22 protein-coding genes and 1 riboswitch are annotated in these 25,801 nt (G+C 63.5%); of the genes, 15 read left to right on the top strand and 7 right to left on the bottom strand.

Annotated features, from left to right (window positions below; genetic code table 11):
* Positions 1-13 precede the first annotated feature (13 nt).
* The 4 genes from J2858_RS17530 (at position 14) to J2858_RS24335 (ending at position 2,622) form a co-directional block, all read left to right on the top strand.
* Complete coding sequence (locus J2858_RS17530) at positions 14-709, top strand: cysteine hydrolase family protein (protein WP_210106128.1); 696 nt, start codon at positions 14-16, stop codon at positions 707-709.
* The gene (locus J2858_RS17525; protein ID WP_210106127.1) at positions 702-1,481 is read left to right on the top strand and encodes a 5-formyltetrahydrofolate cyclo-ligase; all 780 of its coding nucleotides are present in this window, start codon (positions 702-704) and stop codon (positions 1,479-1,481) included. The genes J2858_RS17530 and J2858_RS17525 overlap by 8 nt, the downstream gene beginning before the upstream one ends.
* 2 nt (positions 1,482-1,483) lie before the next feature.
* Positions 1,484-1,858 carry an oxalurate catabolism protein HpxZ gene (gene hpxZ, locus J2858_RS17520; protein WP_210106335.1) on the top strand — a complete coding sequence of 125 codons (375 nt, stop codon included), beginning with the start codon at positions 1,484-1,486 and terminating at the stop codon, positions 1,856-1,858.
* A 113-nt stretch (positions 1,859-1,971) separates the two neighbouring features.
* Positions 1,972-2,622, top strand: coding sequence for a GntR family transcriptional regulator (locus J2858_RS24335; RefSeq protein ID WP_210106126.1), 651 nt, complete (start codon positions 1,972-1,974; stop codon positions 2,620-2,622).
* 18 nt (positions 2,623-2,640) lie between these two features.
* On the opposite strand, the gene atzF is transcribed toward J2858_RS24335, so the two are convergent.
* The 4 genes from atzF to J2858_RS17495 form a co-directional block, all read right to left on the bottom strand.
* Entirely contained in the window at positions 2,641-4,374 is a 1,734-nt protein-coding gene (gene atzF / locus J2858_RS17510; protein ID WP_210106125.1) for an allophanate hydrolase, read from the bottom strand.
* Positions 4,375-4,491: 117 nt separating this feature from the next.
* Positions 4,492-5,472, bottom strand: coding sequence for a threonine ammonia-lyase (locus J2858_RS17505; RefSeq protein WP_210106124.1), 981 nt, complete (start codon positions 5,470-5,472; stop codon positions 4,492-4,494).
* A gap of 400 nt (positions 5,473-5,872) precedes the next feature.
* Positions 5,873-6,862, bottom strand: coding sequence for a glutaminase (locus tag J2858_RS17500; protein ID WP_210106123.1), 990 nt, complete (start codon positions 6,860-6,862; stop codon positions 5,873-5,875).
* Between the two features lie 98 nt (positions 6,863-6,960).
* A complete protein-coding gene (locus J2858_RS17495; RefSeq protein WP_210106122.1) occupies positions 6,961-7,467 on the bottom strand; it encodes a MarR family winged helix-turn-helix transcriptional regulator in 507 nt (168 codons plus the stop codon).
* A gap of 258 nt (positions 7,468-7,725) precedes the next feature.
* Here J2858_RS17495 and J2858_RS17490 point away from each other — a divergent pair, with 258 nt between their 5' ends.
* Positions 7,726-8,385, top strand: coding sequence for a peroxiredoxin (locus tag J2858_RS17490; protein WP_210106121.1), 660 nt, complete (start codon positions 7,726-7,728; stop codon positions 8,383-8,385).
* Positions 8,386-8,463: 78 nt separating this feature from the next.
* Here J2858_RS17490 and J2858_RS17485 read toward each other — a convergent pair whose 3' ends face one another.
* From J2858_RS17485 to J2858_RS17475, 3 genes are read right to left on the bottom strand one after another with little or no spacing between them, the layout of a single operon-like run.
* Positions 8,464-9,198, bottom strand: coding sequence for an ABC transporter ATP-binding protein (locus tag J2858_RS17485; protein ID WP_210106334.1), 735 nt, complete (start codon positions 9,196-9,198; stop codon positions 8,464-8,466).
* A 41-nt stretch (positions 9,199-9,239) separates the two neighbouring features.
* On the bottom strand, positions 9,240-10,265 hold the full coding sequence (locus J2858_RS17480; RefSeq protein ID WP_348635505.1) for a FecCD family ABC transporter permease: 1,026 nt from the start codon (positions 10,263-10,265) through the stop codon (positions 9,240-9,242).
* Positions 10,262-11,290, bottom strand: coding sequence for an ABC transporter substrate-binding protein (locus tag J2858_RS17475; protein ID WP_210106332.1), 1,029 nt, complete (start codon positions 11,288-11,290; stop codon positions 10,262-10,264). The genes J2858_RS17480 and J2858_RS17475 overlap by 4 nt, the downstream gene beginning before the upstream one ends.
* Before the next feature lie 192 nt (positions 11,291-11,482).
* Positions 11,483-11,723, bottom strand: a riboswitch (cobalamin riboswitch).
* 1,128 nt (positions 11,724-12,851) lie between these two features.
* Between J2858_RS17475 and J2858_RS17470 the strand changes: the two genes are divergently transcribed.
* The 10 genes from J2858_RS17470 (at position 12,852) to J2858_RS17425 (ending at position 25,797) form a co-directional block, all read left to right on the top strand.
* Entirely contained in the window at positions 12,852-13,067 is a 216-nt protein-coding gene (locus tag J2858_RS17470; protein ID WP_210106120.1) for a hypothetical protein, read from the top strand.
* Complete coding sequence (locus tag J2858_RS17465; protein ID WP_210106119.1) at positions 13,064-14,209, top strand: EAL domain-containing protein; 1,146 nt, start codon at positions 13,064-13,066, stop codon at positions 14,207-14,209. Before J2858_RS17470 ends, J2858_RS17465 begins: the two co-directional genes overlap by 4 nt.
* Entirely contained in the window at positions 14,206-14,721 is a 516-nt protein-coding gene (locus J2858_RS17460; protein ID WP_210106118.1) for a hypothetical protein, read from the top strand. The genes J2858_RS17465 and J2858_RS17460 overlap by 4 nt, the downstream gene beginning before the upstream one ends.
* Before the next feature lie 224 nt (positions 14,722-14,945).
* Positions 14,946-17,636 carry a LuxR C-terminal-related transcriptional regulator gene (locus J2858_RS17455; RefSeq protein WP_210106117.1) on the top strand — a complete coding sequence of 897 codons (2,691 nt, stop codon included), beginning with the start codon at positions 14,946-14,948 and terminating at the stop codon, positions 17,634-17,636.
* Positions 17,637-17,756: 120 nt separating this feature from the next.
* Positions 17,757-19,451 carry a hydantoinase B/oxoprolinase family protein gene (locus tag J2858_RS17450; RefSeq protein ID WP_210106116.1) on the top strand — a complete coding sequence of 565 codons (1,695 nt, stop codon included), beginning with the start codon at positions 17,757-17,759 and terminating at the stop codon, positions 19,449-19,451.
* Positions 19,448-21,523 carry a hydantoinase/oxoprolinase family protein gene (locus J2858_RS17445; protein WP_210106115.1) on the top strand — a complete coding sequence of 692 codons (2,076 nt, stop codon included), beginning with the start codon at positions 19,448-19,450 and terminating at the stop codon, positions 21,521-21,523. The genes J2858_RS17450 and J2858_RS17445 overlap by 4 nt, the downstream gene beginning before the upstream one ends.
* A gap of 1 nt (position 21,524) precedes the next feature.
* Entirely contained in the window at positions 21,525-22,610 is a 1,086-nt protein-coding gene (locus tag J2858_RS17440) for an ABC transporter ATP-binding protein (RefSeq protein WP_210106114.1), read from the top strand.
* A 64-nt stretch (positions 22,611-22,674) separates the two neighbouring features.
* A complete protein-coding gene (locus J2858_RS17435) occupies positions 22,675-23,850 on the top strand; it encodes an ABC transporter substrate-binding protein (RefSeq protein ID WP_210106113.1) in 1,176 nt (391 codons plus the stop codon).
* A 283-nt stretch (positions 23,851-24,133) separates the two neighbouring features.
* Positions 24,134-25,000 carry an ABC transporter permease gene (locus J2858_RS17430; RefSeq protein ID WP_210106112.1) on the top strand — a complete coding sequence of 289 codons (867 nt, stop codon included), beginning with the start codon at positions 24,134-24,136 and terminating at the stop codon, positions 24,998-25,000.
* Positions 24,997-25,797 carry an ABC transporter permease gene (locus J2858_RS17425; protein ID WP_210106111.1) on the top strand — a complete coding sequence of 267 codons (801 nt, stop codon included), beginning with the start codon at positions 24,997-24,999 and terminating at the stop codon, positions 25,795-25,797. The genes J2858_RS17430 and J2858_RS17425 overlap by 4 nt, the downstream gene beginning before the upstream one ends.
* The last annotated feature ends 4 nt before the right edge of the window (positions 25,798-25,801 follow it).

The raw sequence follows: 25,801 nt of genomic DNA, 5'->3' as shown, positions 1-25,801 counted from the left end.
GGGCAGACCGATCATGACCACGCCGACGACGATCCCCGTTCCCGCACGGCCCTACCCCTATCCGTTCATTCCCGGCCGGACAGCCCTTGTCGTCATCGACATGCAGCGCGATTTCATCGAGAAGGGCGGCTTTGGCGATGCGCTGGGCAATGACGTTCAGCGGCTGGAGGCGATCGTGCCCACCATTGCAAAGCTGCTTGAACTCTTTCGCCGCAAGCGCTGGCCGGTCATCCATACGCGCGAGGCGCATCTGCCGGATCTTTCCGATTGCCCGCCCTCCAAGATCGCGCGGGGGAACGCACCGCTGAAAATCGGCGAGACGGGATCGATGGGCCGGCTTCTGGTGCGCGGAGAACCGGGCAACCAGATCATCGAGGCCTTAAAGCCGGTGGCCGGTGAAGTGGTCATCGACAAGCCCGGCAAGGGCATGTTCTTTGGCACCGACATCCAGTCCATCCTCGACAACAAGGGCATCACGCATCTGCTCTTCACCGGCGTCACCACCGAGGTCTGCGTGCAGACTTCCATGCGCGAGGCCAATGATCGCGGCTATGAATGCCTGCTCATCGAAGATGGCACGGAAAGCTATTTCCCCGCCTTCAAGCAGGCGGCCATCGAGATGATGGTGGCGCAGGGCGGCATCGTCGGCTGGGCTGCCCCCTCCGTGGCACTTGAGGCCGCCCTTGCAGAGGCGCCGATCCATGCCTGATGTCGCAGGCCGCGGCCGATGGGCCGGACGCAATACGGGAAAAGACCGTGTGCGCAACCGCATCTGGGCCGCACTTGAAGAAAGGGGCGTCGCCATCGGCCCCGCCTGGAGCATGATCCCGAATTTCGTCGGCGCCGATCGCGCCGCCTATCTCCTGTCGCAGACACCGGCATGGCGGGCGGCGCGCACGGTGAAAACCAATCCGGATGCGCCGCAGATCCCGATCCGGCTGCGCGCGCTCTATGAAGGCAAGACGGTCTATGCGCCGGTGCCCTATCTCACCCGGGAATTCCCCTATCTGCGGCTCGATCCGCAAAAGCTGACGGAAAAGGGCATTTCCTTCGAATTGGCTGCGGTGTCGCAAGGCTTTGTCGAGCATGGCGAGCGGATCGGCTTTGAGGAGATCGAGCCGCTGGATTTCTGCGTCGTTGGCTCCGTTGCCGTGTCGCGCGAGGGCGGACGCACCGGCAAGGGGGCGGGCTTTGCCGATCTGGAAACGGCCATCTTTCGCGAGATGGGCATTATCGGCGATGAGACGCCGCTCGCAACCACCGTGCATTCGGTGCAGCTGGTGGAGGCCAAAGACGTGGTGATCGAAAGCCATGATTCCCCGCTCGACCTGGTGGCGACGGAAGGCGAACTGATCGTCACCGGCAACCGCCAGCCGCGTCCGCCAGGTGTCGACTGGGACCGGGTGCGCCCGGACCAGTTTGAAAACATTCCGTTTCTCACCGAATTGAAATCACGCATGATGAACAGCAGGAAGGCCTGATGATGGAGATCAACCATCCCGAAACACGGGCGGAGGTAGAGGAGATCTTTGCCCGGTACGAGACGGCGCTTCTCGCCAATGACAACGAGACGCTGCTGTCGCTGTTTCTCGATAGCCCCGTGACGGTGCGCTATGGGGTGTCCGAAGTGCAGCACGGATTTGAGGAGGTGAAGGGGTTTCGCGCCGTGCAGGCGCCGTTCACGCGAAAGCTGGAGCGCACGGTGATCACCACCTACGGGCGGGATTTCGCCACCGCCTCCACGCTGTTTCACCGGCCGGATTTTCCAGGGGCGATCGGGCGGCAGATGCAGACCTGGGTGCGCACGCCGCACGGCTGGAAGGTAGCGGCGGCGCATGTCAGCATGATGCCCGCGTGATGCCGGATTGATATCGGCATGATGTCCCGCTTTTCCGCTGCATTGCGCGCGCGAATCCGGCACAAGCGCAAGGACGAGAGAAGACAGGACATGACGGGGATAGTGAGCAGGCCGTGCTAGAAAAGACACCGCGCACATCGAGCGAGGATATCCGCCGGCAGCTGGCCGAGCGGATCATCACCAGCGAGCTTGCCCCCGGAACCGTGCTCGATGAAACGCAGCTTGCGGCGGAATTTGCCGTGTCACGCACGCCGGTGCGCGAGGCGCTGAAGCTTCTGGCGGCAAGCGGCCTTGTGGAACAGCGGCCGCATACCCGCACCGTGGTGGCAAGGCCCGATGACGAGAAGCTTGCCGGCATGTTCGAGCTGATGGGGCATCTGGAAGCGCTCTGTGCCGGCTTGAGTGCGCAGCGCATGACGGCCGCCGAACGCGACCAACTGGATGTGATGCATGGCGAAATGGCCCTGATTGTCTCGGCCGGCGATCGCGTCGCTTATATCCATGCCAATGAGCGGTTCCACAGTGCCATCTATCGCGGCAGCCACAATCCCTATCTCGATGAGATCACCCATTCGACGCGCCAGCGCCTGCAGCCGTTTCGCCGTGCGCAGTTCTCGACACTCGGGCGCCTTGCCCGCTCGCATGCCGAGCACGGGCTGATCGCCGAGGCCATCCTGCGCGGCAATCAGGCGCAGGCCGAAGAGATGATGCGCCAGCATATCACCAAGGTGGAGGATGCCTATCACAGGCTGATCGGCGGCTGACGGCGCGGTGGGTGGGGACTATCGGCGGGCGGACAGATAGGCGCGCCAGCTGCCATGCTCGCTGATGTCGGTTGCCGCTTCGACGGCGGCGGCATCGACAAGGCAGCCCTTGGCTTCCGTGCCATCGGCCAATGCCACGGTGCCCATGGTGCAGGGTCTTGGCAGATTGGCGCAGAAGGCCCCGAAGGCCGCGGGCTCGAGCGACCAGACTTCGGCCTCGATCCCAAACCCTTGCCCCGGCGCAACCGGCAGCAGGCCGGGCCGCGGCGGCACGGTTCCGGGAATGGCAAACAGCCGGTAGTCGGCTCGGGTGCGCGTCGCGCGCAGAAAATTCGCGCCCATAGCCTTCAGTTCGGCATTGCGCGGCAGGCCGGAGAGGAGGGGGCCGAAGATGGCAATCTCGATGCGGCCACGCACGGCGCGCGGTGGATGGGCGGGACGCTGATGGGCGCCGGCCATGCGGGCCAGGGCGGCCAGCGCCCCGTCGCTTCCGGCCGGTCCGATGAAGGTGAGGCTGGAGGGCAGGTTGTCCTCGCGCATGCCGACCGGCACGGTGATCGCCGCCAGATCCAGAAGGTTGACGAAGTTGGTGTAGACGCCGAGGTTGGAATTGAACACCACCGGCTCGCGGGCAAGATCCGACATGGTATAGAAGCGCGGAATGGTCGGCACAGCCAGGCAATCGAGCCCCTCCAGCACCAGTTCGCTGTGGCGCTTGAGATTTGCCAGCTGGTAGAAGGCCTCAAAGGCTTCGATGGCGCCGAGATTGCGCGCCTGGCTGATGATGCTCAAGGTGACCGGCAGCAGCGCTGAAGGGTTCTGCTCGATCAGGTCCTTGATCGCCACATAGCGTTCGGCAAGCCAGGGGCCTTCGTAGAGCAGGCGGGCTGCGGCATGAAACGGCTCGAAATCGATCTCGACAATCTCCGCGCCCAGACCCTTCAGGCTTTCAAGATCCGCCTCATAAGCCTTCTCCGAGGCCTCATCGCCAAAAAACTGCCGCTGCGCGGTGATCGGCACGCCGATGCGCGGGCGCGGCGGCACCGCGCCGATGGACGGCTCCGGCAGGCGCTTGGAGAAGGGGTCCTGCGGGTCGAAGCCGGCGCAGACGCTCATCACCTGAAAGGCCAGATCCACGTCGCGGGCAAAGACGGAGATGCTTTCGAGCGTCCGACAGGCGGGCACGACGCCTGTCGATGGCAAAAGGCCAAGCGTGGGCTTCAGCCCGACGATGCCATTCATGCCCGCCGGCACGCGCCCAGCGCCCGCCGCGTCCGTTCCCAGCGCAAAATCGACGTAACCGCGTGCCACGGCGACCGCCGAGCCGGAGCTTGAACCGCCCGGAATGAGGTCGGCCCGCAGCGCATTCTGGGGAATGCCGAAGGGCGAGCGCACACCGACGAGCCCGGTGGCGAATTGGTCCATGTTCGTCTTGCCGACGAGAATGGCGCCGGCCGCCTCCAGCCGTTCGACCACGGTTGCCGAGCGCTTGGCCGCATAGGAGAAGGCGGAACAGCCGGCCGTCGTCGGCATGCCGGCGACGTCGATATTGTCCTTGACGGCAAACAGCATGCCATAGAGCGGCTTGCTGCTGCCATCGCCGTCTTCGAGGCTTTGTGCTTCGGCAAGCGCCATTTCGCGCTTCTTCAGCGAGATGAAGACGGAACGGTCCCGCAACGCCTCCAGCGAATCGTAAAACCCGGCAACGACTTGGCTCACGGCAAAATACGACGACCGGACGGCTAAACGCATGGATAATCCCGTTTAAGATCTGGCAAATGCTGATTTGCGGCCGATCCTAGCGGATTCCTAAAACAGTTGCAGTTATTTTAGCGGTTTCCATCGGATTTTTGCCGGCTGATACTTCAACTAGACATGGCTGTAGCGCGACAGGGCGGCGGAAAATACCTCCGGATCGACATTGCCGCCGGTGCAGACGGCAATCACGCTGTCGCCTTCGATCTCTTCCTTTCGAAAGAGAGCAGCCGCCAGCGCCACGACACCACCCGGCTCCACCACGATCTTCAGCCGGTTATGGGCAAGGATCATGGCCTGCAGCGCTTCCTCCTCGCTGACCGCAAGGCCGGGGCCGCAAAGGCGCGCATTGATCGGGAAGGTGATGTTGCCGGGTTGCGGCGTCACGATCGCATCGCAGACCGAACCGCCGAGGCGCGCGTTGCGCTCGATCCGGCCGCTTTGGAGCGACCGGGCCGTATCGTCAAAACCTTCGGGCTCGGCCGGGCGGGCTCGAAGACCCGGGGCGTGCGCCTCAAGCGCCAGCGCCACGCCGGCGATCAGCCCGCCACCGCCGCAGCAGACGATGACATCCGCCTTCTCGATGCCCTCCTGCCTTGCCTGTGCGGCGATTTCCAGCCCGACCGTGCCCTGGCCGGCAATCACCTGCGGGTCGTCGAAGGGCCGGATCAGCGTCAGCCCGCGGGTCGTTGCCAGATGCGCGCCGATCTCGTCGCGATCTTCGTTTTCGCGATCATAAAGCACCACCTCGGCGCCGAAGGCGCGTGTGTTCTCGATCTTCAATTTCGGTGCATCCGCCGGCATGATGATGACGGCGGCAGTGCCGTGCATGCGCGCGGCGAGGGCAACCCCTTGCGCATGGTTGCCGGAGGAAAAGGCGATGACGCCGCGCGCGCGGACCTCAGGCGCAAGTGCAGACACGGCCGACCAGGCGCCGCGGAACTTGAACGACCCGGTGTGCTGCAGGCATTCCGGCTTCACGAAGACCTTTCGTCCGGCGATCTCATCCAGGAACGGCGAGGAGAGAAGCGGCGTTGCGCGCGCGCGGTTGCCGATGCGGGCCCGTGCCGCCTCGATCATCGTGATATCTGTCATGTCCGTTCCTGCGTGATGCGAATTCAGCTCTTGCCCGCTTTGGCGGACGCAGCAGGATTACGGGCCGATGAACCGTTCGGCAAGGCGGATCGTTCTCGAAATGGCGGGCAGGCAGGACGGCAGTCTGCCCGCGCCGGCGCGGGTGGCGCAAAATAATACGGGAGAGACGCCGGAACGTCTCTCCCGTTGCCGCATCTCCCTGGGAGAAGGGGGATGATCTCCAAAAATAACGAGGCATTCAAGGCCATGCGCGCGCGTCTGAAACCAGACCACCGCGATCGTCCAACGCCTCACACAACCTTCAAAATCACTTGAAAGTGAAAGTGTGTCACAAGCCGCAAAAGGCAACAACTGTAAAATATTATTTTTGGCCGAGGGTCGTTCCCGTGCCGCCCCGGGGTCAGGAGGACGGCGCCCCGAACACCGACCAGCCGGTTTTCGTCGCCAGCATTTCGAGCGCCAGCGACCCGATCAGTGAATTTCCATTGCCATTCAGGCCCGGAGACCAGACGGCAACCGAGGCGCGGCCGGGGGCGACCGCCAGAATGCCGCCGCCGACACCGCTCTTTCCCGGCAGGCCGACATGATAGGCGAAATCGCCGGACCCGTCATAATGGCCGCAGGTCAGCATCAGCGCATTGATGCGCCGCGCCCGCTGGCTGGACACGACCGTGTGGCCCGAGAGCGGGTTCTTGCCGTTTGCCGCCAGAAACAGGCCGGCGCGGGCGAGCTGCACGCAGCTCATGGCGAGCGCGCACTGGTGAAAATAGACGCCGAGCACATGATCGACCGGATGGGTGAGCTTGCCGAAGGACTTCATGAAATTGGCAAGCGCGATGTTGCGAAAGCCGGTCGAGGCTTCCGAACGCGCCACGGCCGGATCGATGGCGATCGTTGTGTCATCGGCGAGATACTGCACGAAGCGGACGATCTCGCCGATCGCCTCGCGCGGCGTATGACCGGCCATCACGAGGTCGGAAATGGCAATGGCGCCGGCATTGATGAAGGGATTGCGCGGCTTGCCGTTCTCGTGTTCGAGCTGGACGATGGAGTTGAACGCCGAGCCGGACGGTTCGCGCCCGACGCGGTTCCAGGTGGTCTCGCCGTGCTTGCCAAGCGCCAGCGTCAGCGTAAACACCTTGGATATGCTCTGGATGGAGAAGGCCTCGTCGCAATCGCCCACCTTGAACACGCGGCCCTCAAGGTCGATGATGGCAATGCCGAATTTCTTCGGATCGACATTGGCAAGTTCGGGGATGTAGTCGGCCGCCTTGCCTTCGCCGGTGCGCGGCACAAGCGCTCTATGGATGTCCTCGATGATGGCCTGGAGGTCGGTCGTCACGGTCTGGCGTCTCCCTGGGGCATGGTCTGGAACGGGTCCGCGGCGCATCGCGCAGCGATCACCTGCCGGGCAGGGACAGCGGCAATGGGCTCTTTATCCTGTATTGTCCATCCTCCCTTGCTTCGCAAGTGCAGCATGGACGCGCTTCAAGGGTCGGCAGGGCCCGAGAGGTGGTTTGCGGCAGAGGTCTTGACGCAGCCGATATCCTGCCAGAGGGCTGCGATCATCGCCTCGTCGACATCGCCCATCAGGTCGCGCAGCCAGCCTTCATGCGCCTCGGCCATGGCGGAAAAGGTTGAAATGCCGGCCTCGGTCAGCCGGGCAACGGTGACGCGCCGGTCGTCGGTCGGGGTTTCGCGGATCACCAGGCCATCGGCTTCCAGCCGCTCAACAAGGCCGGTGATATTGCCGTTGGTCACCATCGTGCGGCGCGACAGCTCGCCCAGCCGCAGGCCTTCCTTTTCGCGGTAGAGCTGCGCCATGAGGTCGAACTGCGGCAGCGTCGCGCCAAATTCGGCGCGCAGGCGCTTGCGGATTTCGGTGGAGATCAGCTTGGTCGTGGACAGCATGCGCAGCCACAGCCGCGTCTCCGGCTTGGAGCGGGCATGCGTGGTGATTTCAAGATCCATGCTGGTATCATCCGGTTCCGTCATGCGCAGGCGTCCCCTCGGCGCTTCTGTGACCAAAAGCTGTAAGGAGAGGTATTTTAATTGTCAAAGGTCTGCCGGCGTAAGATCGGCAGCCGCCGAGACAGGGCGCGTGTGGCAGGCTGCAGCGGGTCGGGGGATTTATCGGCAAAAAGAGAATGGATTTGCAAGCTTGGACGTTTTGCCGCAACAGACTCTCTCGTCTGCCGTAAAAATCAGCCTATCTTGAGCGCAACCTGTTTTCACTCTCATGGAGGATTTCCCTTGTCTCTGCGCATCAACGACATCGCCCCGGACTTCACCGCCGAGACCACGGTTGGCCCGCTCAATTTCCACGAATGGATCGGCAATGGCTGGGCGGTTCTCTTCTCGCATCCGAAGAATTTCACGCCCGTCTGCACCACAGAGCTTGGCACCATGGCCGGCCTTGAAGGCGAGTTCCAGAAGCGTGGCGTCAAGATCATCGGCATTTCGGTCGATCCGGTCGAAAGCCACGGCAAGTGGAAGGACGATATTCGCACGGCAACCGGCTATGACGTGGAATATCCGCTGATCGGCGACAAGGACCTGAAGGTCGCCAAGCTTTACGACATGCTGCCGGCGGGTGCGGGCGAAAGCTCGGAAGGCCGCACGCCGGCCGACAATGCCACCGTGCGTTCCGTCTATGTCATCGGCCCGGACAAGAAGATCAAGCTGATCCTCACCTACCCGATGACCACCGGCCGCAACTTCCACGAGATCCTGCGCGCCATCGATTCCATCCAGCTGACGGCCAAGCATCAGGTGGCGACGCCGGCCAACTGGCAGCCGGGCGAAGACGTCATCATCACGGCGGCCGTTTCCAACGAGGATGCGATTGCCCGCTTCGGCGCCTTCGATACGGTTCTGCCCTATCTGCGCAAGACCAAGCAGCCGGCCGCCTGATAACATTGCGAACATGCCGGGGGAGGGGACACCTGCCCCGGCCTTGAGATGAGCGCTTGATGAGGCTGGATCAGCGCCTCATTCGGCCGCCATCCGCCGCGCCGGTGCAAAGCGGATCGAGCAGGTGCCGCCCTCTGCGGCGTCCACCACCGCCTCCACGTCGAACACATCCCGGATGAGCCGTGTCGTCAGCACCTCGGCCGGTCGGCCAAGGGCGACAAGGCGGCCGGCCTTCATCACGGCAATCCGGTCGCAGAACATGGCGGCATGGTTGAGGTCGTGGAGGGCGGCGATCACCGTCAGATCCAGATGACGCACGAGATCGAGCAGGCCGATTTGGTGGCCGATATCGAGATGGTTCGTCGGTTCGTCCAGCACCAGCACTTTCGGCGCCTGGGCAAGCGCCCGGGCGATATGCAGGCGCTGGCGCTCGCCGCCCGACAGCGTATGCCACTGGCGCCCCGAAAGATGCGCCATGCCGACATTTCCCATTGCCGCATCGACGATGGCGTCGTCCAGTCCTGACCAGGGCGAAGACAGCCCGAGATAGGGCGTGCGGCCAAGCTCCACCGCCTGGCGGGCCGTCATGCGCTCGGAGGTGTCGGCCTGCTGCTCCACCAGGGCCAGACGGCGGGCGAGCGCGCGCCGGGCAAGGCCGGCAAGCGGCTCTCCATCCAGCGAAACGGTGCCCGTGCGCGGCTTGCGCAACCCGCAGAGCATGGAGATGAGGCTCGTCTTGCCCGATCCGTTCGGCCCGATAATGCCGAAGAATTCGCCGGATGCGACCGTGAAGGAGACGTCGCGCACCAGCATGTGGCCGCTGCTTGCAAGCGACAGGTTGTCGGCGTCCACCCTCACAGACTTGCCCTCCGCTGGCTCATGATCAGGGCAAAGGCGGGCGCACCGAAGAGCGCCGTTACCACGCCGATGGGCAGGACCTGTCCCGGGACCAGAATACGCGACAGGACATCCGCCGCAATCATGAAGATGGCGCCGACAATGGCGGCGGCCGGCAGGAGAACCCCGTGACGCACGCCGACCAGCATGCGTGTCGCATGGGGAATGACCAGGCCGACAAAGCCGATGGAGCCGACAAGCGACACCATGACGGCGGTCATCATGGCCGTCGTGGCAATGAGGATGACCATAACCCGGCGCACGGGAATGCCGAGCGAGGCGGCCGATTCCTTGCCGAAGGCAAAGGCATCGAGAGCGCGCGCCTGGGCAAGGCAGATGACGAGGCCCACGAGCGCCACCGGCAGCGCCAGCGTCACATCCGGCCAGCGCACGCCTGACAGATTGCCGAGCAGCCAGAACATGATGCCGCGCGCCTGTTCGGCATTGGCGGCTTTCGTGACGACAAAGGAGGTGAGAGCATGAAAGAGCTGGGAGCCCGCAACGCCGGCCAGAATGATCGCGGCCGAGCCGCGCCCGGCGCGCAGGGCAAGCAGGCTCACCAGCACGAAGGCGATGACGGCGCCGGCAAAGGCGCCCAGCGGCAGGCCGATCATGCCGCCGCCAAGGCCCAGGATCGCAACCGAGACCGCGCCGGTGGAGGCGCCGGCGGAAATGCCGAGCACGTAAGGATCGGCCAGCGGATTGCGCAGGAGCGACTGCAGCACGACGCCCGACAGCGACAGCGCCGCCCCGCAGCAGGCCGCAACGACGACGCGCGACAGCCGGTAGCTCCAGACGATGCCTTCGTCGATCGCCGCCAGGGGATAGCTCGCGCCAAACAGGCGGTTGGCGGCGGTCTTTGCCACCACATCGAAGGGAATGGCGGTTTCGCCGATCGCTGCGCCGAACCAGAGCGCCAGCAGAAGGGCGGCAAGGGCGCCAAGGGCTGCCCCCGCCGCCAGACGGATGCGGCTGTGTTTCACCGCGAAAGGCCCGCCTTTTCAATCGCATCCGCCAGCTGTTCGATGCCGTCGATGGTGCGAATGGTCGGGTTCATCGTCTGCGCATCCATCTCCACCACATGGCCGGCCTTCACCGCCGGCATCAGGCTAACGACCGGATCCTTCTGAAGGAAGGCGGCCTTGACGGCACTGTCATCGGCCGGATAGCGGCGGCGCTCCATGCGGGCGGCCACGATGATCGAGGGGTTGGCGCGCGCGATCGTTTCCCAGCCGACGGTTGGCCATTCCTCGTCGCTGTCGATGACATTCGTGATGCCGAGCGCCTTCATGATATAGCCGGGCGCGCCATTCCTGCCCGCCACGTAGGGATCGGCGGCAAGCGTTGCGCTGGAAAACCAGAAGACGGCCGACAGCGTCGATTTTGCACCGGCCACCTTGGCGCGGGCGGCCTTTTCGCGCGCCACGAGATCGGCCACCACCTGCTCGCCGCGATCCTGAACATTGAAGATCCGGGCAAGATCACGGATCTCCTCGTAGATCAGGTCCATGCTGAAGGCCTCTGCCCGCACGCCGTCGCCGCCGGAGGAATTGTCCTTGCCGATGCAATCGGACGGCGAGGTATAGACCGGAACCCCGAGATCCTCGAACTGGGCAATCGTACCGACGGTGCCTTTCGGGCCGACATGCCACTGGAATTGCACGGTCACAATATCCGGCCTTGTGGCGATGACGCTCTCGAAGCTCGGATCGTTATCGGCAAGCCGCGGCACGGAAGCATTGGACTCCTCGTAGCCCTTGAGCACCGGGCCGATCCAGACGGCGGTGCCGACGACCTGCTTGGAAAGCCCGAGCAGATAAAGAATTTCCGTCGTGCTCTGGCCAAGGGACACCGCGCGCTGCGGTGGCTTTGAGAAGGTGATCTGGCGTCCGCAATTCTGCAGTGTCAGCGGATAGGTGGTTTCTGCGGCAAAGGCACCGGAAGCGGGAAGCACTGCTCCGGCAACAATCGCCCCGGCCGCAACGGCCTGGCGCAACGCGTGCGTCATACGAATAAACATGTGGTCGAACCCTGGTGGCTATGGGGGCCATTCGGCCCCTGCGATAAAGGCATCTCAGCTGCAATCAGCCCTGATGGACGGATGTTAGGCGTTTGGGGCGCTTGAGGGTTCGACAACCGGTGCTCGCAAAGCGAGAAATAGTCATGTCAGCTCCTGTTCCGGGCATCCCCGCCCGTGACGTTGGACTTCAGTGCGATGGCAGGTCTCCTGGCTCACGGTTGGCGCCTCTCATCTGCCTTCCCGCACAAAATTTCGTGCAGTGGCATGGTGCCTGGTCGGCACCACGAGGATGATTGGCATCCGCTTACAGTTGCGGGGGCAGCCACGGCATTGGGACCCTGATGGAGGTTCCGCACCGTGTTCCCTATTAATCCCCTTCTCCGGCGAACCGGCTTGGGGAACCATCAACCGCCAGTTAAGCCGGGCAACGGCACCGCGTCAAGGCAGGCGACCGCGGTCGAGAGATCCTGTCGTCGTACGTTATGTAATATCATTACAATTAGAATCGCAAAATCCGTTTGTAAAGTCGTCCCCGGCGGATTTTGCGGTACGCGGGTAGCGAGGGTGGGCGCGTTAAGATCGCTGCTGGTGTTCGTCTTTTTCGCAGCCGTTGACGTCCGGCGCTCGCTGGAGCATCGGCCAGCGCCGGATGTGCGGCTGGTTCCAGTCGTGTGGTGCCGTCGGCGACACACCATTTTCTGCGCCAGCCTGATGCCGGTTTCACCGTCTCAGAATGGGGCGCGAGGGAATTTCACCCAAAGATCCCTGTCTATTTTGGCACATAACGGTCCTCAGGTGGCACTGGTGGTTGATCGTCCGTTTCATTTTGGCGCGTTCCGCGATCTATAATACTGGCGCGTCCCGGAGTTATTCTCTGACGTCGCCCGCTTATTTTCCAATTGGGAGCGAATTTGCCTTTTTCTCGTCTCATTCGGGGCGAATGCTTGACTTCACGCGGTTGAAAAATACACGTTTGGCGTGTTTTTGCGCGGGCAGTAGCGGAATGTCGGTCCGGTGCGCCATCTGCCGCATTGAGGATTGTCTGCCCCGGATGTGTGGCTTGAACAGTCGTTTCAGGCATATTTATTCGCAGCTTCGAATATAAATGAATTTTCTTTTCATTTGCAGATCAGTGCGCTAGACGGCCTTTCGCATTGATTTGCCTGCTCCGGCCGGCGGATCCGGCACAACCTCCTTCAGCCGTCGTGAGACGGCTCGGGACCAATGGCGACGGATCCAGAAGGCGAGGCGCGATCGGGTGGCGACTCTCCGGAAGGATAAATTCGCAGACGGCATAGGGTTTTACGTGGGCAGGACGATTCAAGATTGAAAAGCCTTGTTTTTCGACTTGAAGAGCTTAACCTAATCGCTGACCGCTTCGCAAAGGGCGCGCAAAATGCTTCTGCGAACTAAAAGTGTTACTATTGACAATAAGATGAGAAGCCGAGTAAAAATAAGTTTCTGATTTCACTCGGTTGAATGCCCGTAAGGCACTGAAAATTTTAACGGCTTATTAGTACAAATCACCGTCGGAAAAAGGGTTCCCTTCATGCAGGGTGAAATCAGCTATGATGGCTGTGAACCGGGGTATGGCGAAGCAGATGGTTGCACGTCCGCTCGCTCGTCGGTTCGGGATGGTCTCGATTTCGTTGTTTCTTCCAACGGTGTCTTCAAACCATTTCTCAACGAGACCGGCGGCGCATCCTGTTATGCCGGCGGCGTTGCGGGCCGCGTCTACATGATCAGCTGGGGAGCACTGTCATGAATGCCACGGCTGCCATGTGCATTACGATCGATAATCTCGGAGATATTTCGACCTATTTCGGCGAGGGTGTCGCCGGCCGCGTCCTGGCGGAAGTCGCCCGCCGGCTGGAGCGGTCGCTGCAGGTGCCCTTCACCATTGAAAGCTGGGGTGTGGCGGCGTCGCCCTTCCAGCTCGAGGATGGCCTGCCGGTCTGGTCGCGCGTCGATGAGGCGCTTTGTGCGGCAGCCGCTTTGCCGATCCCGGTTGGCAATAACCGCATCGTCGTGTCGCTGAGCTGCCGCAACACCGTGCCGGACGCGCAAGGGCTCCACACCGCCTCGCAGAACAGCGCACAGGATTATCGCATCGACATGAGCGCCGCGGCGCTGGCTTATGAGGCGCTGTTCAACGCCCGCTTCACGCTGGTCGAGCAGCCGGTCTGCAGTGCGTCCGAGCCTGCGTCGGTTCTTTACAGCGAATGCGTCGTTCGCCTGTCGGATGAGGATGGCCGCGTGGTCATGCCCGGCGTCTACATGCCGGCGCTGGAACGCCTTGGCCTCACCCAGGTGTTTGATCGCCGCATTGCGCAGTCGGTGGTCGAGGAGCTGGTGCGTCGCCCGGATGTCGTTCTGGGCTGCAACATGTCGGCGCTGTCGGCCTCGGTCGATCTCTGGTGGCGGCTGGTGTTTCCCCGTCTCGTGCGCGAGGCCGGTGTCGGCCAGCGCATGGTCATTGAGATTTCGGAATCGGCGCGTCCCTACAGTTTTGAAGCGGTGGCGGAATTCGTCTCGCACATCCAGCAGGCCGGCTGCCGCGTGGCGCTCGACGATTTCGGCACCGGTTTCAGCTCCATCGGCTATGCCCGCCACACGCGCTTCGACGTCATCAAGATCGATGCCGGACGCATCCGCACGCGCGGCTCGGATGCACCGCAGCTGCTCGGCCATCTGATTTCACTGGCCCGCCACGTCGCCAACGAGGTCGTGGTCGGGTCGGTTGAGAGTGAGGCGGACCTTCTGATTGCGCATGCCGCCGGCGCCCGCTGGGTTCAGGGCTTCCTGTTCGGCCATCCGCAAAACTTGGCCCCGCAGCTTGCCCGTCAGGCGCAGGTCGCCTCGCTGGATGCCCGCCGGCCCGCCGCCCGCGCCGGAGGCGCCCGATGAAACCAGGAACGGCCGCACTTCTTCTGATCGCGGCCATCCTGCAGGCCAGCCTCTCCACGGCCCTTGTCACGGAGCATTATGCGCTTGCGCTGGAAATCGGCCTGTTCGGCTGTCTGCTGATCTGGGCCGTTCTGGCGTTTTTTGCCCGGGACCTCCTGTCCTCCGGCCGCGAGCCCCTGCCGCCGCGGCTCCTGAAAGCCGTCGAGGAGCGCTACGCGCGTTACGGCGTCTATGCCATGCCGGTCGCTACGGACCTCTTCTCCGATCGACATGTTCGGGTGGCAGGCCGCAGGATCTCGGTGGATTTCCTGCCTCTGCTGGTTGCCACGCTGTCTGCCGCAACCGTGGTCGGGTCTTCCTTCGGCTTTGCTTTGTCCGGTGACATGGCCATGGCGGCGGCGATCACCGGATCTGCCGGTCTTGGCGCGCTCGTGCTGTATTGCTGCCACACGCCACCGGCAACCGATAAGGTTCAGGCGGCGGACATGAAGCAGCGCGCTGGCCGTCGCTGAGCGGCTACTCCCCTTGATCCCCTGTCTCGGCGCTATTCATCACGCCGGCTCGCGGTGCAATCGACCGGCTGCTGCATCGCGCCATCTCCTCCTGACGGGGCTTGCGCAACGGCCAAAGTTTTTCGGCAAAAATCCCCATCAGATCTTATGGATTTCATGGCGTTACGGGGTTTGGTGGCCAGGGGGAACTTGCCAAGTGCGCCGCAACTCAGCAAGCTGGCGCCATGAACGATCAGAACCGATATGCGCCACCGATCAGTGGTCAGCGCCCGATCAAGCGGCGCGGGCTGCTTCTTGGCCTGCACCGTTCCGGTCTTCGCCGGCTGACGACGATCATCGGTTCGGCCGGCTATGGCAAGACCTCGCTTGCGGCGCAGTGGCATGAAATGCTGGTGGCCGATGAGGTCCGTTGCCTCTGGATATCGCTGGAACAGGAGCATTGCGACCAGCGGCAGTTCCTGCTGACCCTGCTCGATGCCTTGCAGCCGCTTCTGGCCGATGACACCGGCGGTCTCGATGCGGCAAGCATGCCGGTCGCTTCGCTTTTGTCCATTCTGACAACGCGCCTGCGCCGCATCGAGCAGCCGCTGGTCCTGTTCCTCGATGATTACCATCTGGCGCAGACCGATGCGACCGAGGCGCTGATGGCAAAAATTCTGGCCGATCGTGGCCTCGATCACCTGAAGCTGGTGCTGATTTCGCGAAGCCCGCCGCGCTTCCCGCTGTCGGCGCTACGCCTGCACGGCGAGTTGAAGCAGATCGGCGTGGCGGATCTCGGCTTTTCCGATGACGAGGCGCTGGAATTCTTCTCCGACGACAGGCTGGGGCTGAACCCTGAGCAGATCGGCGCGCTCAACCGGCGCACGGAGGGCTGGGCCGTTGCGCTGCAGATGGTGCGGCTGCTGGTTCACGACAATCCGCACGGCGAGGCGGTGCTGGCCTCGTTCGACGGCAGCAATGTCGAAATGGGGAATTACCTGTCGGAACAGGTGTTTGCGCAGCTGCCGGACGATATCCAGCAGTTCCTCCTGAAGACGGCGGCTCTGCCGGCCTTCAGTCGCGATCTGGTGGCCGCGCTCTTCGAGGGCGAGGCGAGCGCCCTTCTGATGGATCGCCTGGCCGACCATGCGCTGCCGATCACGCTGCTGGCGGGGGAGGGCGGCTGGATGCGCTCTCACCCGGTCTTCAATGCGTTTTTGCGCCAGAAAGCGCTGCGCCAGGGGTTCGATACGCAGTCGGCGGTGAGGCGCGCAGCGCGCTGGTTCGAGGTGCAGGGCGATTTCGACCAGGCAGTGCGCCACGCGCTCTCAGGCGGCAGCGCCGATCTGGCCGCCCGCATCGTCGAACGGGCCGGCGGCTGGCGGCGGGTCTATGCCACCACGCGCGGCGGCACCATGCTGTTCCAGATGATTTCCGCGCGCGCCGCCGGCATCGATCTCGATGGTTTTCCACTGACGACGCTTGGACTTTCGGTGGTGAGCGCCAAGGCCGGCCAGCTGGAAGCGGCCAATCACTACCTGTCGATTGCCGAACGGGCGGTCGGCACCTTGAAGGCCTATGCGGCGGATCTGCGCGTGGTGAAGGTGCTGCTGTCGCTCTACCTCGATCACTGGGCAACATCCGCGGATCTGGCAGCGCTGGAAGACGATCTTTTGAAGCCGGAGGGCATGGAGCTGATCCACCGGGCGCTGGCGCTCAACATGCTCTCCTACAATTACCTGATCCGCAGCGATCTGGAGCGCGCCCGCCACTACGGGCATCTGGCCATCCGCACCTTCCGCGATGGCGGGGCGGATTTCGGCGCCATGCACCTTTATACCCATATCGGTCAGGCGGCCTTCTTCAGCGGCGATGCGGCGGGCGCTGAGGAAGCCTATGACCACCTGATCAGCGAGGCGCAGGCCAATATCGGACCGAGAAGCGATCTCGATGCCGTGGGCCAGGTGCTGAAGGCCGAACTCCAGTCGATGCGCGGCGATCTTTCTGCGGCGGCAGCACCGCTCTCCTGGGCGCTGCCGCATCTGGAGCGCCATGATACCTGGTTTGATCTTCTGGCCGCGGGCGTGATGGGCCAGCAGCGCGTGCTGCGGCTGGGCGGCGATGTCGTCGGTGCGCATGCCTCCATCGACCGGGTGCGCTCGACCGCCAAGCGGCGCGGCTTTGATCGCCTGATTCGGCTCATCGATGGCGAATGCTGCGGGCTGCTGATCTCGACGGGCGATATCGAGCATGCCATCCGCCATGCGGAGCTGTCGGGCTTTGGCCGCAGCGTCATCCAGTCCGACCGCCTTAACACGCTGCAGACCCATCTGCGCGGCACAACGCCCGCCTTGTTGTGGACGCGGATCTTTCTGGCTGAGGGCAAGGCGGAGCGCGCGCGCGACACGCTGGACTGGTTGATGACGCGCCAGTCGGAGCGGCCGCATCTCGTGCGCTCTCTCGAGCTGCAACTGCTGGAAATCCGCATTCTGGCGGCCGAGGGGCGCAAGGATGCGGCATCCGCTTGCCTCTGCGATCTGCTGATGACGATGCCGCTTGCCGATTACGCATCGCTGCTGCAGCTGGAAGCGGCCGATGTTCCGGATCTCCTGCGGGAGCTGTCCACCTGCAGCCAGTTTCCCGCCGTGGCGCGCCAGCGGCTGTTGCACTGCCTCGATCGGGTCCGCCCGGCAGATCTGGCACACGTAGCACCCCTTGCCGAGATGGTCGCCCCCGGCGGGGACCTCACGGAGCGCGAGCGCAGCGTACTCTCCCTGCTGAGCGCCGGCCTCAGCAACAAGGAGATCGGCCGCCGGCTTGATCTCAGCGACAATACGATCAAGTTTCACCTGCGCAACATCTTCACCAAGCTGAATGTTTCGACCCGCACGGCCGCCGTGACGACCGCCCGCGACAAGGGCGTGCTGCAGCGGTGAGCACCTACCCGAACGGGTAGGTACGCGCGCCTGCCTGCCTACCCTTTTGGCAGGCTGTCGCCCTTTTGCGACCCGCCATATCTTCAACCGTCAGGGAACGGGCAGAGGGCAGGTCAAGACATGCAGGCAGCCGGTGGTCGGATCGATGCCGTCACGCAGGAGATCATCGAGGGAAAGCTGCTGGCCACCGTTGACGAGATGGGCATCGTCATGGCCCGCACCAGCATGAGCCCTGTCATCTATGAGGTTCTGGATTTTGCCTGCGGCGTGCTGACCGCCGAGGGCGAACTGGTGGCGCAGATGAACGGCATCACACTGTTTACCGGCACGTTCGGCGCGCAGGTGAAGGCGCTGATCGCCCGTTTCGGCGACAGTCTTGCCGATGGCGATATTCTTCTGACCAACGATCCTTATGCCGGCGGCACCCATGCGTGCGATTTTGCCATCGTCAAGCCGATCTTCTTTGAGGGCGTGCTCCTTGCCTATGCGATCAATGTGGCCCATTATCTCGATGTCGGCGGCTCCGTTCCGGGAAGCCTTGCACCGGATGCCACCTCGGTGTTCCAGGAAGGGCTTCGCCTGCCGGGCGTGAAAATCGCCCGCGCTGACGCCTTCTGCGACGATATCCTGCACATCATCCGCGAAAACGTCCGCCTGCCGGATGTGGCGCTGGGCGATCTCACGGCGCAGGTCGCAACAGTCCGGGTGGCGGCTCGCCGCATGGGCGAGATTGCGGAAAAATACGGCGCCTTAACCGTACGCGGCGCCTTTACCCAGCTGCTGTCGACCAGCGAGCGGCTGAGCCGGGCGGCGATTGCCGCACTTCCCGATGGCATCTACCGCGCCGATGACGTGATCGATGGCGATGGCGTCAGTGCCGCGGCCATCCCCGTGACGGTTGCCGTCACCATCGATGGCGATCGCATCACTGCCGATTTCACCGGTTGCCCGCCGGCCGTTGCCGGGCCGATCAACTGCGCCCGCGGCGCATTGGAATCGGCCGTGCGCACCATCGTCAAGGCGCTGGTCGGGCCGCAGGCGCCCTCCAACGAGGGCTGGTTCCGGCCGCTCTCGGTCGTTGCGCCCCCCGGCACGATCTTCACCGCCGAAAAGCCCTCGCCGACCGGCTGGTATTACGAAGGCTCCGTGCATGCCTCGGAACTGGTGTGGAAGGCGCTCGCACCGCTGATGCCGGCACGCTTTTCCGCCGGCTCCTATTCCAGCCTCTGCGTCGTCTATATTTCCGGACGTGACGATCAGGGCGCGCCCTTCATCCATATCGAGCCGCAGCATGGCGGATGGGGTGCGAGCGAAGGGCGCGACGGCGCCAATGCGCTGATCGCGCTCACCGACGGCGATACCTATAACTACTCCGTCGAGGCGATCGAGGCACGGTTTCCGCTGATCGTCAGGCGCTATGCGCTGAACGTCGAGGGCGGCGTCGGCGCCGGGCGCCGGCGCGGCGGCTTTGGCATTATCCGCGAATATGAAATCCGCGCCGAGGGTGCTGAAGCCTATTGCAGCTTCGGCCGCACGGCGACAATGCCCTGGGGCATGGCGGGAGGGCTTTCCGGCACGGCAAACAGCCTGCAGGTTCGCTGCGGCGCCAGCGGTCACACCCGGGAATTCGGTCGCGCGCCGCATATCTCGCTTTCCCCCGGCGACGTGTTGCGCATCGTGACCGGCGGCGGTGGTGGCTGGGGCACGCCCACCGAGCGCGAAAAACATCTCATCGAACAGGATCTGACCGACGGACTGCTCAGCGAAGCGGCCGCGCGGGACACCTATGGATACCAGAAGGAACTCAACCCATGATCAGGCTTGCAACCGATGTCGGTGGCACGTTTACCGATCTTGTCGGCTATGACGAAGTGACCGGCGAAGTCTTCACCGCCAAAAGCCTCACCACTGTCGATGATCAGTCGCGCGGCGTGCTGCAGGCGATTGCCGAAGCCGAGGACCGCGACGGTCTGCGCCGGCGCGACGTGACGTTTTTTGCCCATGGCGGCACCACGGTGATCAACGCCATTACCGAGCGCAAGGGCGTCAAGACGGCACTCGTGACCACCGCCGGCTTTCGCGACGTCTTGGAAATCGGCCGAGGCAACCGGCCGGATCTCTACAATCTGCAATTCCACAGCCCCGAGCCCTTCGTGCCGCGCCATCTGCGCTTTGAAGTGCGCGAGCGCATCGATGCCAGGGGCAAGGTGCTGACCCGGCTGGAGCTGGACGACCTGAAGCCGATCATCAAGACCTGCCTGGCAGAAGGTGTCGAGGCGGTCGCCATCCTCTTCCTGCACAGCTATGCGAATGCCGAGCACGAGGCGCTGTGCGCCGATATCCTGGCCGATGCGCTGCCCTGTGCCACCATTTGCGCAAGCCATGAAGTGTCGCGCCAGTGGCGCGAATACGAGCGCTCCAACACGGTGGTGCTGAACGCCTATGTGCAGCCGATCATCGAGTATTATTTCGAACGGCTGGAAGAGGCGCTCACCGAAACCGATCTCACCTGCCCCTATTATGCCATGCAATCGAACGGCGGCATCGCGACCTTCGATCAGGTGGTGAAAAGTCCGCTGACGCTGGTGGAATCGGGCCCTGCCGGCGGTGTTGCGGGGGCAGCCCGCATCGGAGCGCTGCTGTGCGAAAGCGAGGTCCTGTCGCTTGATGTCGGCGGAACCACCGCCAAATGCTCGCTCATCAAGAACAGCCGCCCGACGCTCGACAGCGAATACCGGTTGGAGCGCAGCCGTATCAACCCCGGTTACGCCGTGCAGGTGCCAGTGGTGGATATCGTTGAAATCGGCGCCGGCGGCGGCTCGATTGCCCGCATCGATCAGCGCGGCACGCTGTCGGTCGGCCCGGAAAGCGCAGGCTCCCTGCCGGGACCGGCGTGCTATGGCCGCGGCGGCAGCCGACCGACGATCTCCGACGCGCTGCTGACAGTCGGCATTTTCGACCCCGACACCTTTGCCAACGGCACGATGCCGCTTCATCTTGATAAGGCGCGGGCCGCCATCGAAACGATTGCCGTGCCGCTCGGCATGTCGATCGAGGATGCGGCCCTTGCCGTCATCGACATTGCCCATGCCAACATGATCAACGCCCTGAAGCTCGTCACGGTGCAGCGCGGCCATGATCCGCGCGATGCAGCCTTCGTGATCAGCGGGGGCGCGGGCCCGGCGCTTGCGGCGCGGCTGGGGCGTGATCTCAACGTCAAATCGACCGTCGTGCCGCTGCATCCGGGCATTTTTTCCGCCTGGGGCATGCTGGCGGCCGAACCCCGCGCCGATTTCCGCTCCACCTGGTTCTCGCCGCTCTCGCCGGAGGCGCTTGCCACGGCAGCAACGCGCTTTACTGCTCTTGAACAGGACGCGGTGGAGTATTTTGCCAAGGGCGCCGAGGTGGAGATCCGCTTCGCCTACAGCATCGAGGCGCGTTACCGTGGTCAGGAACACGGTGTCTTCACCCGTTTCGAACGCGCCGATACCGAGGCGGATTTCGCCGAACGGTTCCATGCCGCCCATGAGAAGGCCTATTCCTTCCGCCTGCCGCATTCGGCCATCGAGATTACTATGCTGCATCTGGAAGCCATTCTGAGCGGCCCGGTGATTGCCATTCCGAAGATGAACGGCGATCTTCAGTCGAAGGAGGCGGCGATCAGCGGCCACCGCGAGGTCTATTTCGGCGGGGACGAAGGCTGGCTGTCCTGCCCGGTCTACCAGCGGGCAAATCTTTGCCCGCAGATGAGGCTTTCCGGCCCATTGATTGTCGAGGAGCCAACGGCCACAACTCTTGTGCTGGCCGGCCAGCAGCTGGCGTTGACTGAGGAGGGCATCATGATCATCACCGAGCAGGCCGCAGAGCGGGCGGGCGAGGCAGGCTAGCATGGCGATTGCGATCGGGATCGAGGCTGTCACGCGTGAATTCGGCCCTGTCCGGGCCGTGGACGATGTGACGCTCTCGATCGGGGCCGGCGAGTTCTTCACCCTCTTGGGCTCGTCCGGTTGCGGGAAAAGCACGCTGTTGAAGCTGATCGGCGGCTTCGACCAGCCGACCGCCGGCCGCATCACATTTGATGGACGCGACATGGCGGGCATCCCGGCCAACCGGCGTCCGGTCAATACCGTGTTCCAGGGGCTCGGCCTTTTTCCGCACATGAGTGTTGCGAAAAATGTCGGCTACGGGCTTTCCCTGCGCGGCCTCTCCGGCAAGGCGCTGGCCGTCAAGGTGGAGGATGCGCTTGATCTGGTGGAGCTTTCGGGCTTCGGACCGCGCGACGTGAACCTCTTGTCCGGTGGCCAGCGGCAGCGTGTGGCGCTCGCGCGTGCGCTGGTGATGGAGCCCGGCATCCTTCTCCTCGACGAGCCGCTGACGGGGCTCGACGAGCGGCTGCGCCAGCAGATGCGCGATGAATTTGCCCGGCTGCACAAGCGCACTGGCGCGACCTTCATCCTCGTCACCCACAATCAGGACGAGGCGCTCAGCCTCTCTGACCGCATGGCCGTGATGCATCAGGGCAGACTGCAGCAGATCGATCGGCCGGCGCTCTTTTTCGATCAACCGGCCAATGCCTTCGTCGCCCGCTTCGTCGGGATCGACATTCAACTGAAACACCAGGGTGTTACCGGGCATGGGGATGCCGCATACGCCCTGATCTGCGGACAGAAAGTGCCGGTCCGGATCGGCGGACCCGCGGCGCCCTCGCAAACGGTGGTGGCGCTGCGCCCGGACCGGCTCTTTTTGCAATCGCAGGACGAAATCCCTTTACAGGAACACGCCGGCCGGATGATGCTGACCATGGTGGAGAGCCGCTTTCGCGGCCTGCATCACGACGTGACGCTGGCCTTTGCCGACGGGCAGACGGTCGTGGTCACGCAGGCGGCTGACCGCCCGGTGCCGGAGCCGGGCCAAACCGTTGCCGTGACAATCGCAGCCGGTGGCGCGATGCTTATTCCAACCGCCGATCCCTGATCGGCGCCGCATGACTGAAGACTGACTGTGTTCACCAAGGTTTTTTAAAAGAAAAGGGGATGACATGACAGGGGACAGACACTCGGCTTCGGCCGCAGCGAGCAATTTCAAGCGCCGCCAGTTGTTGCAGTTGATGGCAGGCGGCGGGGCGGCATTTTCCATGGCGGGCCTTGGCGCCATGCCGCGGGCGATGGCGCAAAGCCCGGCAAGTGTCGCCTTCTGGGCGACCGCCACGCTCGATATCGGGGAAAAATGGGCGCAGTTTGCAAGCCAGGTGGGCGTTGCGCCCGAATTTACCGATAACGGCAACGATGTCGGGCCGGTGCTTGCCCGCCTTGCCGCCGGCAATGCCAACGAGCTTTTCGATGTCGGCGGCTTTCAGGGCGGTGCAGAAAAGGAAATGGCGCGCCAGGGCGTCATCATCCCCTGGGATCTCTCCAAGATCCCCAACTACGAGAGCATCTGGCAGTGGGCCAAGGACATTCCCTATCTGCGCCAGAACGGCAAGCAATACAGCATCCCGACCGTCGTCAACGCCGATTCGATCATCTACCGCCCCGACAAGCTCGGCAAGGTCGACAGCTACGGCGTGATCTTCGACAAGAAGCTCAAGGGCCGGGTCGCCATGGAAGATGCCTGGATCAACAGCGCCATCTTCACCGCCATGTATCTGAAGGAATCGGAAAACAAGCCGATCAAGGATCCCGGCAACCTGTCCGAATCCGAACTTGGCCTCGTCATGGAATTCCTCATCAAGCACAAGAAGGACGGCCAGTTCCGCACCTTCTGGAACGGCTGGGAACAGGGCGTACAGCTGGTGGCGGATCAGGAAGTCGACGCCATGACCGGCTGGGAACCGATCGTCTACGAGGGCCGCAAGCGCGGGCTTCAGGTGGAATATGCCGCGCCCGTCGAAGGCTATGAGGGCTGGGGCAACAACACGGTGCTTCTCAAGGGCGCCGGCGATCGCGGCGTCACCGACGCTGCCCACACCTTCGTCAACGGTCTGCTGGCCGGGCTCTATGGCTGCGAACTCGGCAAGTCGCGCGGCTATCTGGTTCCGACCGACAACAATGTCGCCTATGCCAAGAAAAACCCGTCGGAATACAAGCCGGAAGAGGTCCAGGCGCTCGGCGACCACGTCAAGGCCAAGTTCGCCGGCAAGGTCTACTGGCAGAACTGCCGCCCGGACAATTTCCAGCTTTACGAGGAATGGTGGCAGAAGCTGCGCAACGCGTGAGTGTCGGGTTTTCGGGAGGTTGAGGGAAGCGTGGTGCGTGCCTTCCCCCTCTGGCCTGCCGGCCATCTCCCCCACAAGGGGGGAGACCTGCAGAACGGTTAATCCCTCAAGCCGACTGGAAAGCTTTGTGCATCAGCAAAGACTGGCGCGAGGCCAGACAGGATTGATCTCCCCCCTTGTGGGGGAGATGGCCGGCAGGCCAGAGGGGGATAAAGCCACGGCACAGCCTTAACCACCGCAGAACCGACAGCCTGAAACCCATCCGCCGAACCCAGGGAACCCCATGAACCGCCGCCTCCCCCCAGCCTTTGCCCTCATGGCGCTGCCGCTTCTGGCCATTCTCGTGCTCGGCTTCCTGCCGCTGATGGTGGTGGTGGTGTGGAGTGTCTGGACCTGGGATCCCTTGACCTACTGGATCCGGCCGGATTTCAACCTCGGCTCCTACGCAGCGATCCTGGAAGCCGGGCGCTGGATGGTGATCGTCTCGACGCTGGGAAAAGCGCTTCTGACGGCGCTGATCTGTCTTCTCATCGGCTGGCCCACCGCCTATGCGGTGCATTTTCTCGCCGGACGGCGCCTCTCTCTTATCCTTCTGGCGCTGATGACGGTGCCCTTCTTTACCTCCTACCTCATCCGCTCCTTCTCGTGGCGGCTGGTGCTGGGGCGAACCGGGGTGGTCAATGACCTCTTGATCCATCTGGGCCTTCTATCGGCGCCGCTCGACTGGCTGTTGTTTTCCAATTTTGCCGTCCTCGTCGGGCTTGTCGCCTCCTGCCTGCCCTTTGCCACCTTTCCGCTGCTGCTGTCGATGCGCAGGGTCGATCCGGTGCTCTTGGTTGCCGCAGAGGATCTGGGCGCCGGCTTCTGGACACGGCTTTCGACGATTGTTGTGCCGCTGACCATGCCCGGCATCTTTGCCGGCTTTCTCTTCGTCTTCGTCATGGTGGTGGGCTCCTCCACCGAGGTGCAGATGCTGGGCGGCGCCGGCGCCAGCATCGTCTCCGTCATGATCAACGACGTGATGCGGGTGGCCAATTATCCGCTGGCCTTTGCCATCTCGTCGGTGGTGCTTCTCGTCATCTTTTCCGTGGTGCTTGCCGGCAATGCCCGCTTCGGGCTGGCCCGGCTGTTCGGGGAGGGGCAGTCATGATGAGGGGCGAAGGCACGCTGTCGCGCGCGCTGATCTGGACGATTACCTGTCTCGGTCTTGCCGTCATCTACGCGCCGCCGCTCTACCTCCTCGGGGTCTCGTTCAACCCGGCTCTGCAGCCGGCGCTGCCGCATGTCGCAGACGTGACGCTGAAATGGTATCTGGCGCTTGCGGGCGAAAAGCAGCTGATCGCAGCGCTCGAGCAATCGCTGCTGATTGCCGCCGCCACGGCCTTTGCCGCAACACTCCTTTCCCTCATGGCCGCACTTGCCTATGTGGAACTGCATGCGCGCCGCGCCGCCTGGTTTCTGACGGTGCTGTTGCCGATGTTCGTGCCGGGCGTCATCCAGGGGCTGGCGCTCTCGGCCGTCTTCCAGCGCGCCGGCGTCAAGGCCGGCCTGCTGACGGTGATCGGCGGGCACCTGCTCTGGGCGCTGCCTTTTGCCTTCATCGTCATTCTCACAAGCTTTGGCGTGGTGCGCCGGTCCTATCTGATGGCGGCGGCTGATCTGGGGGCGAACCGCTGGCAGCAGTTCCGGGATGTCACCCTGCCGCTCATCCGCCCGGGCCTTGTCAGCGCCTTCATCTTCTCGTTTCTTCTGTCGCTCAACGAGTTTACCCGCGCCTTCTATCTGGCCGGCCGGCAGAACACGCTGCCGGTGGTTCTGTTTGGAAAGATGAATTCCGGCGCATCGCCCACCATCTATGCCATGTCCGGCGCGATCTTCCTGCTGTCGGTCTTCTGCGTCGGGCTGGTGCTCGCCAATGTGCTGCTGAAACGGCGCCAGCCGGCCTAGGCGT

The organism is Neorhizobium galegae (genome assembly GCF_017877135.1).
GTDB classification, from domain to species: domain Bacteria; phylum Pseudomonadota; class Alphaproteobacteria; order Rhizobiales; family Rhizobiaceae; genus Neorhizobium; species Neorhizobium galegae_A.
Note: the sequence above shows the minus strand (reverse complement) of the source record. Positions and strands in the feature narration are given on the sequence as shown.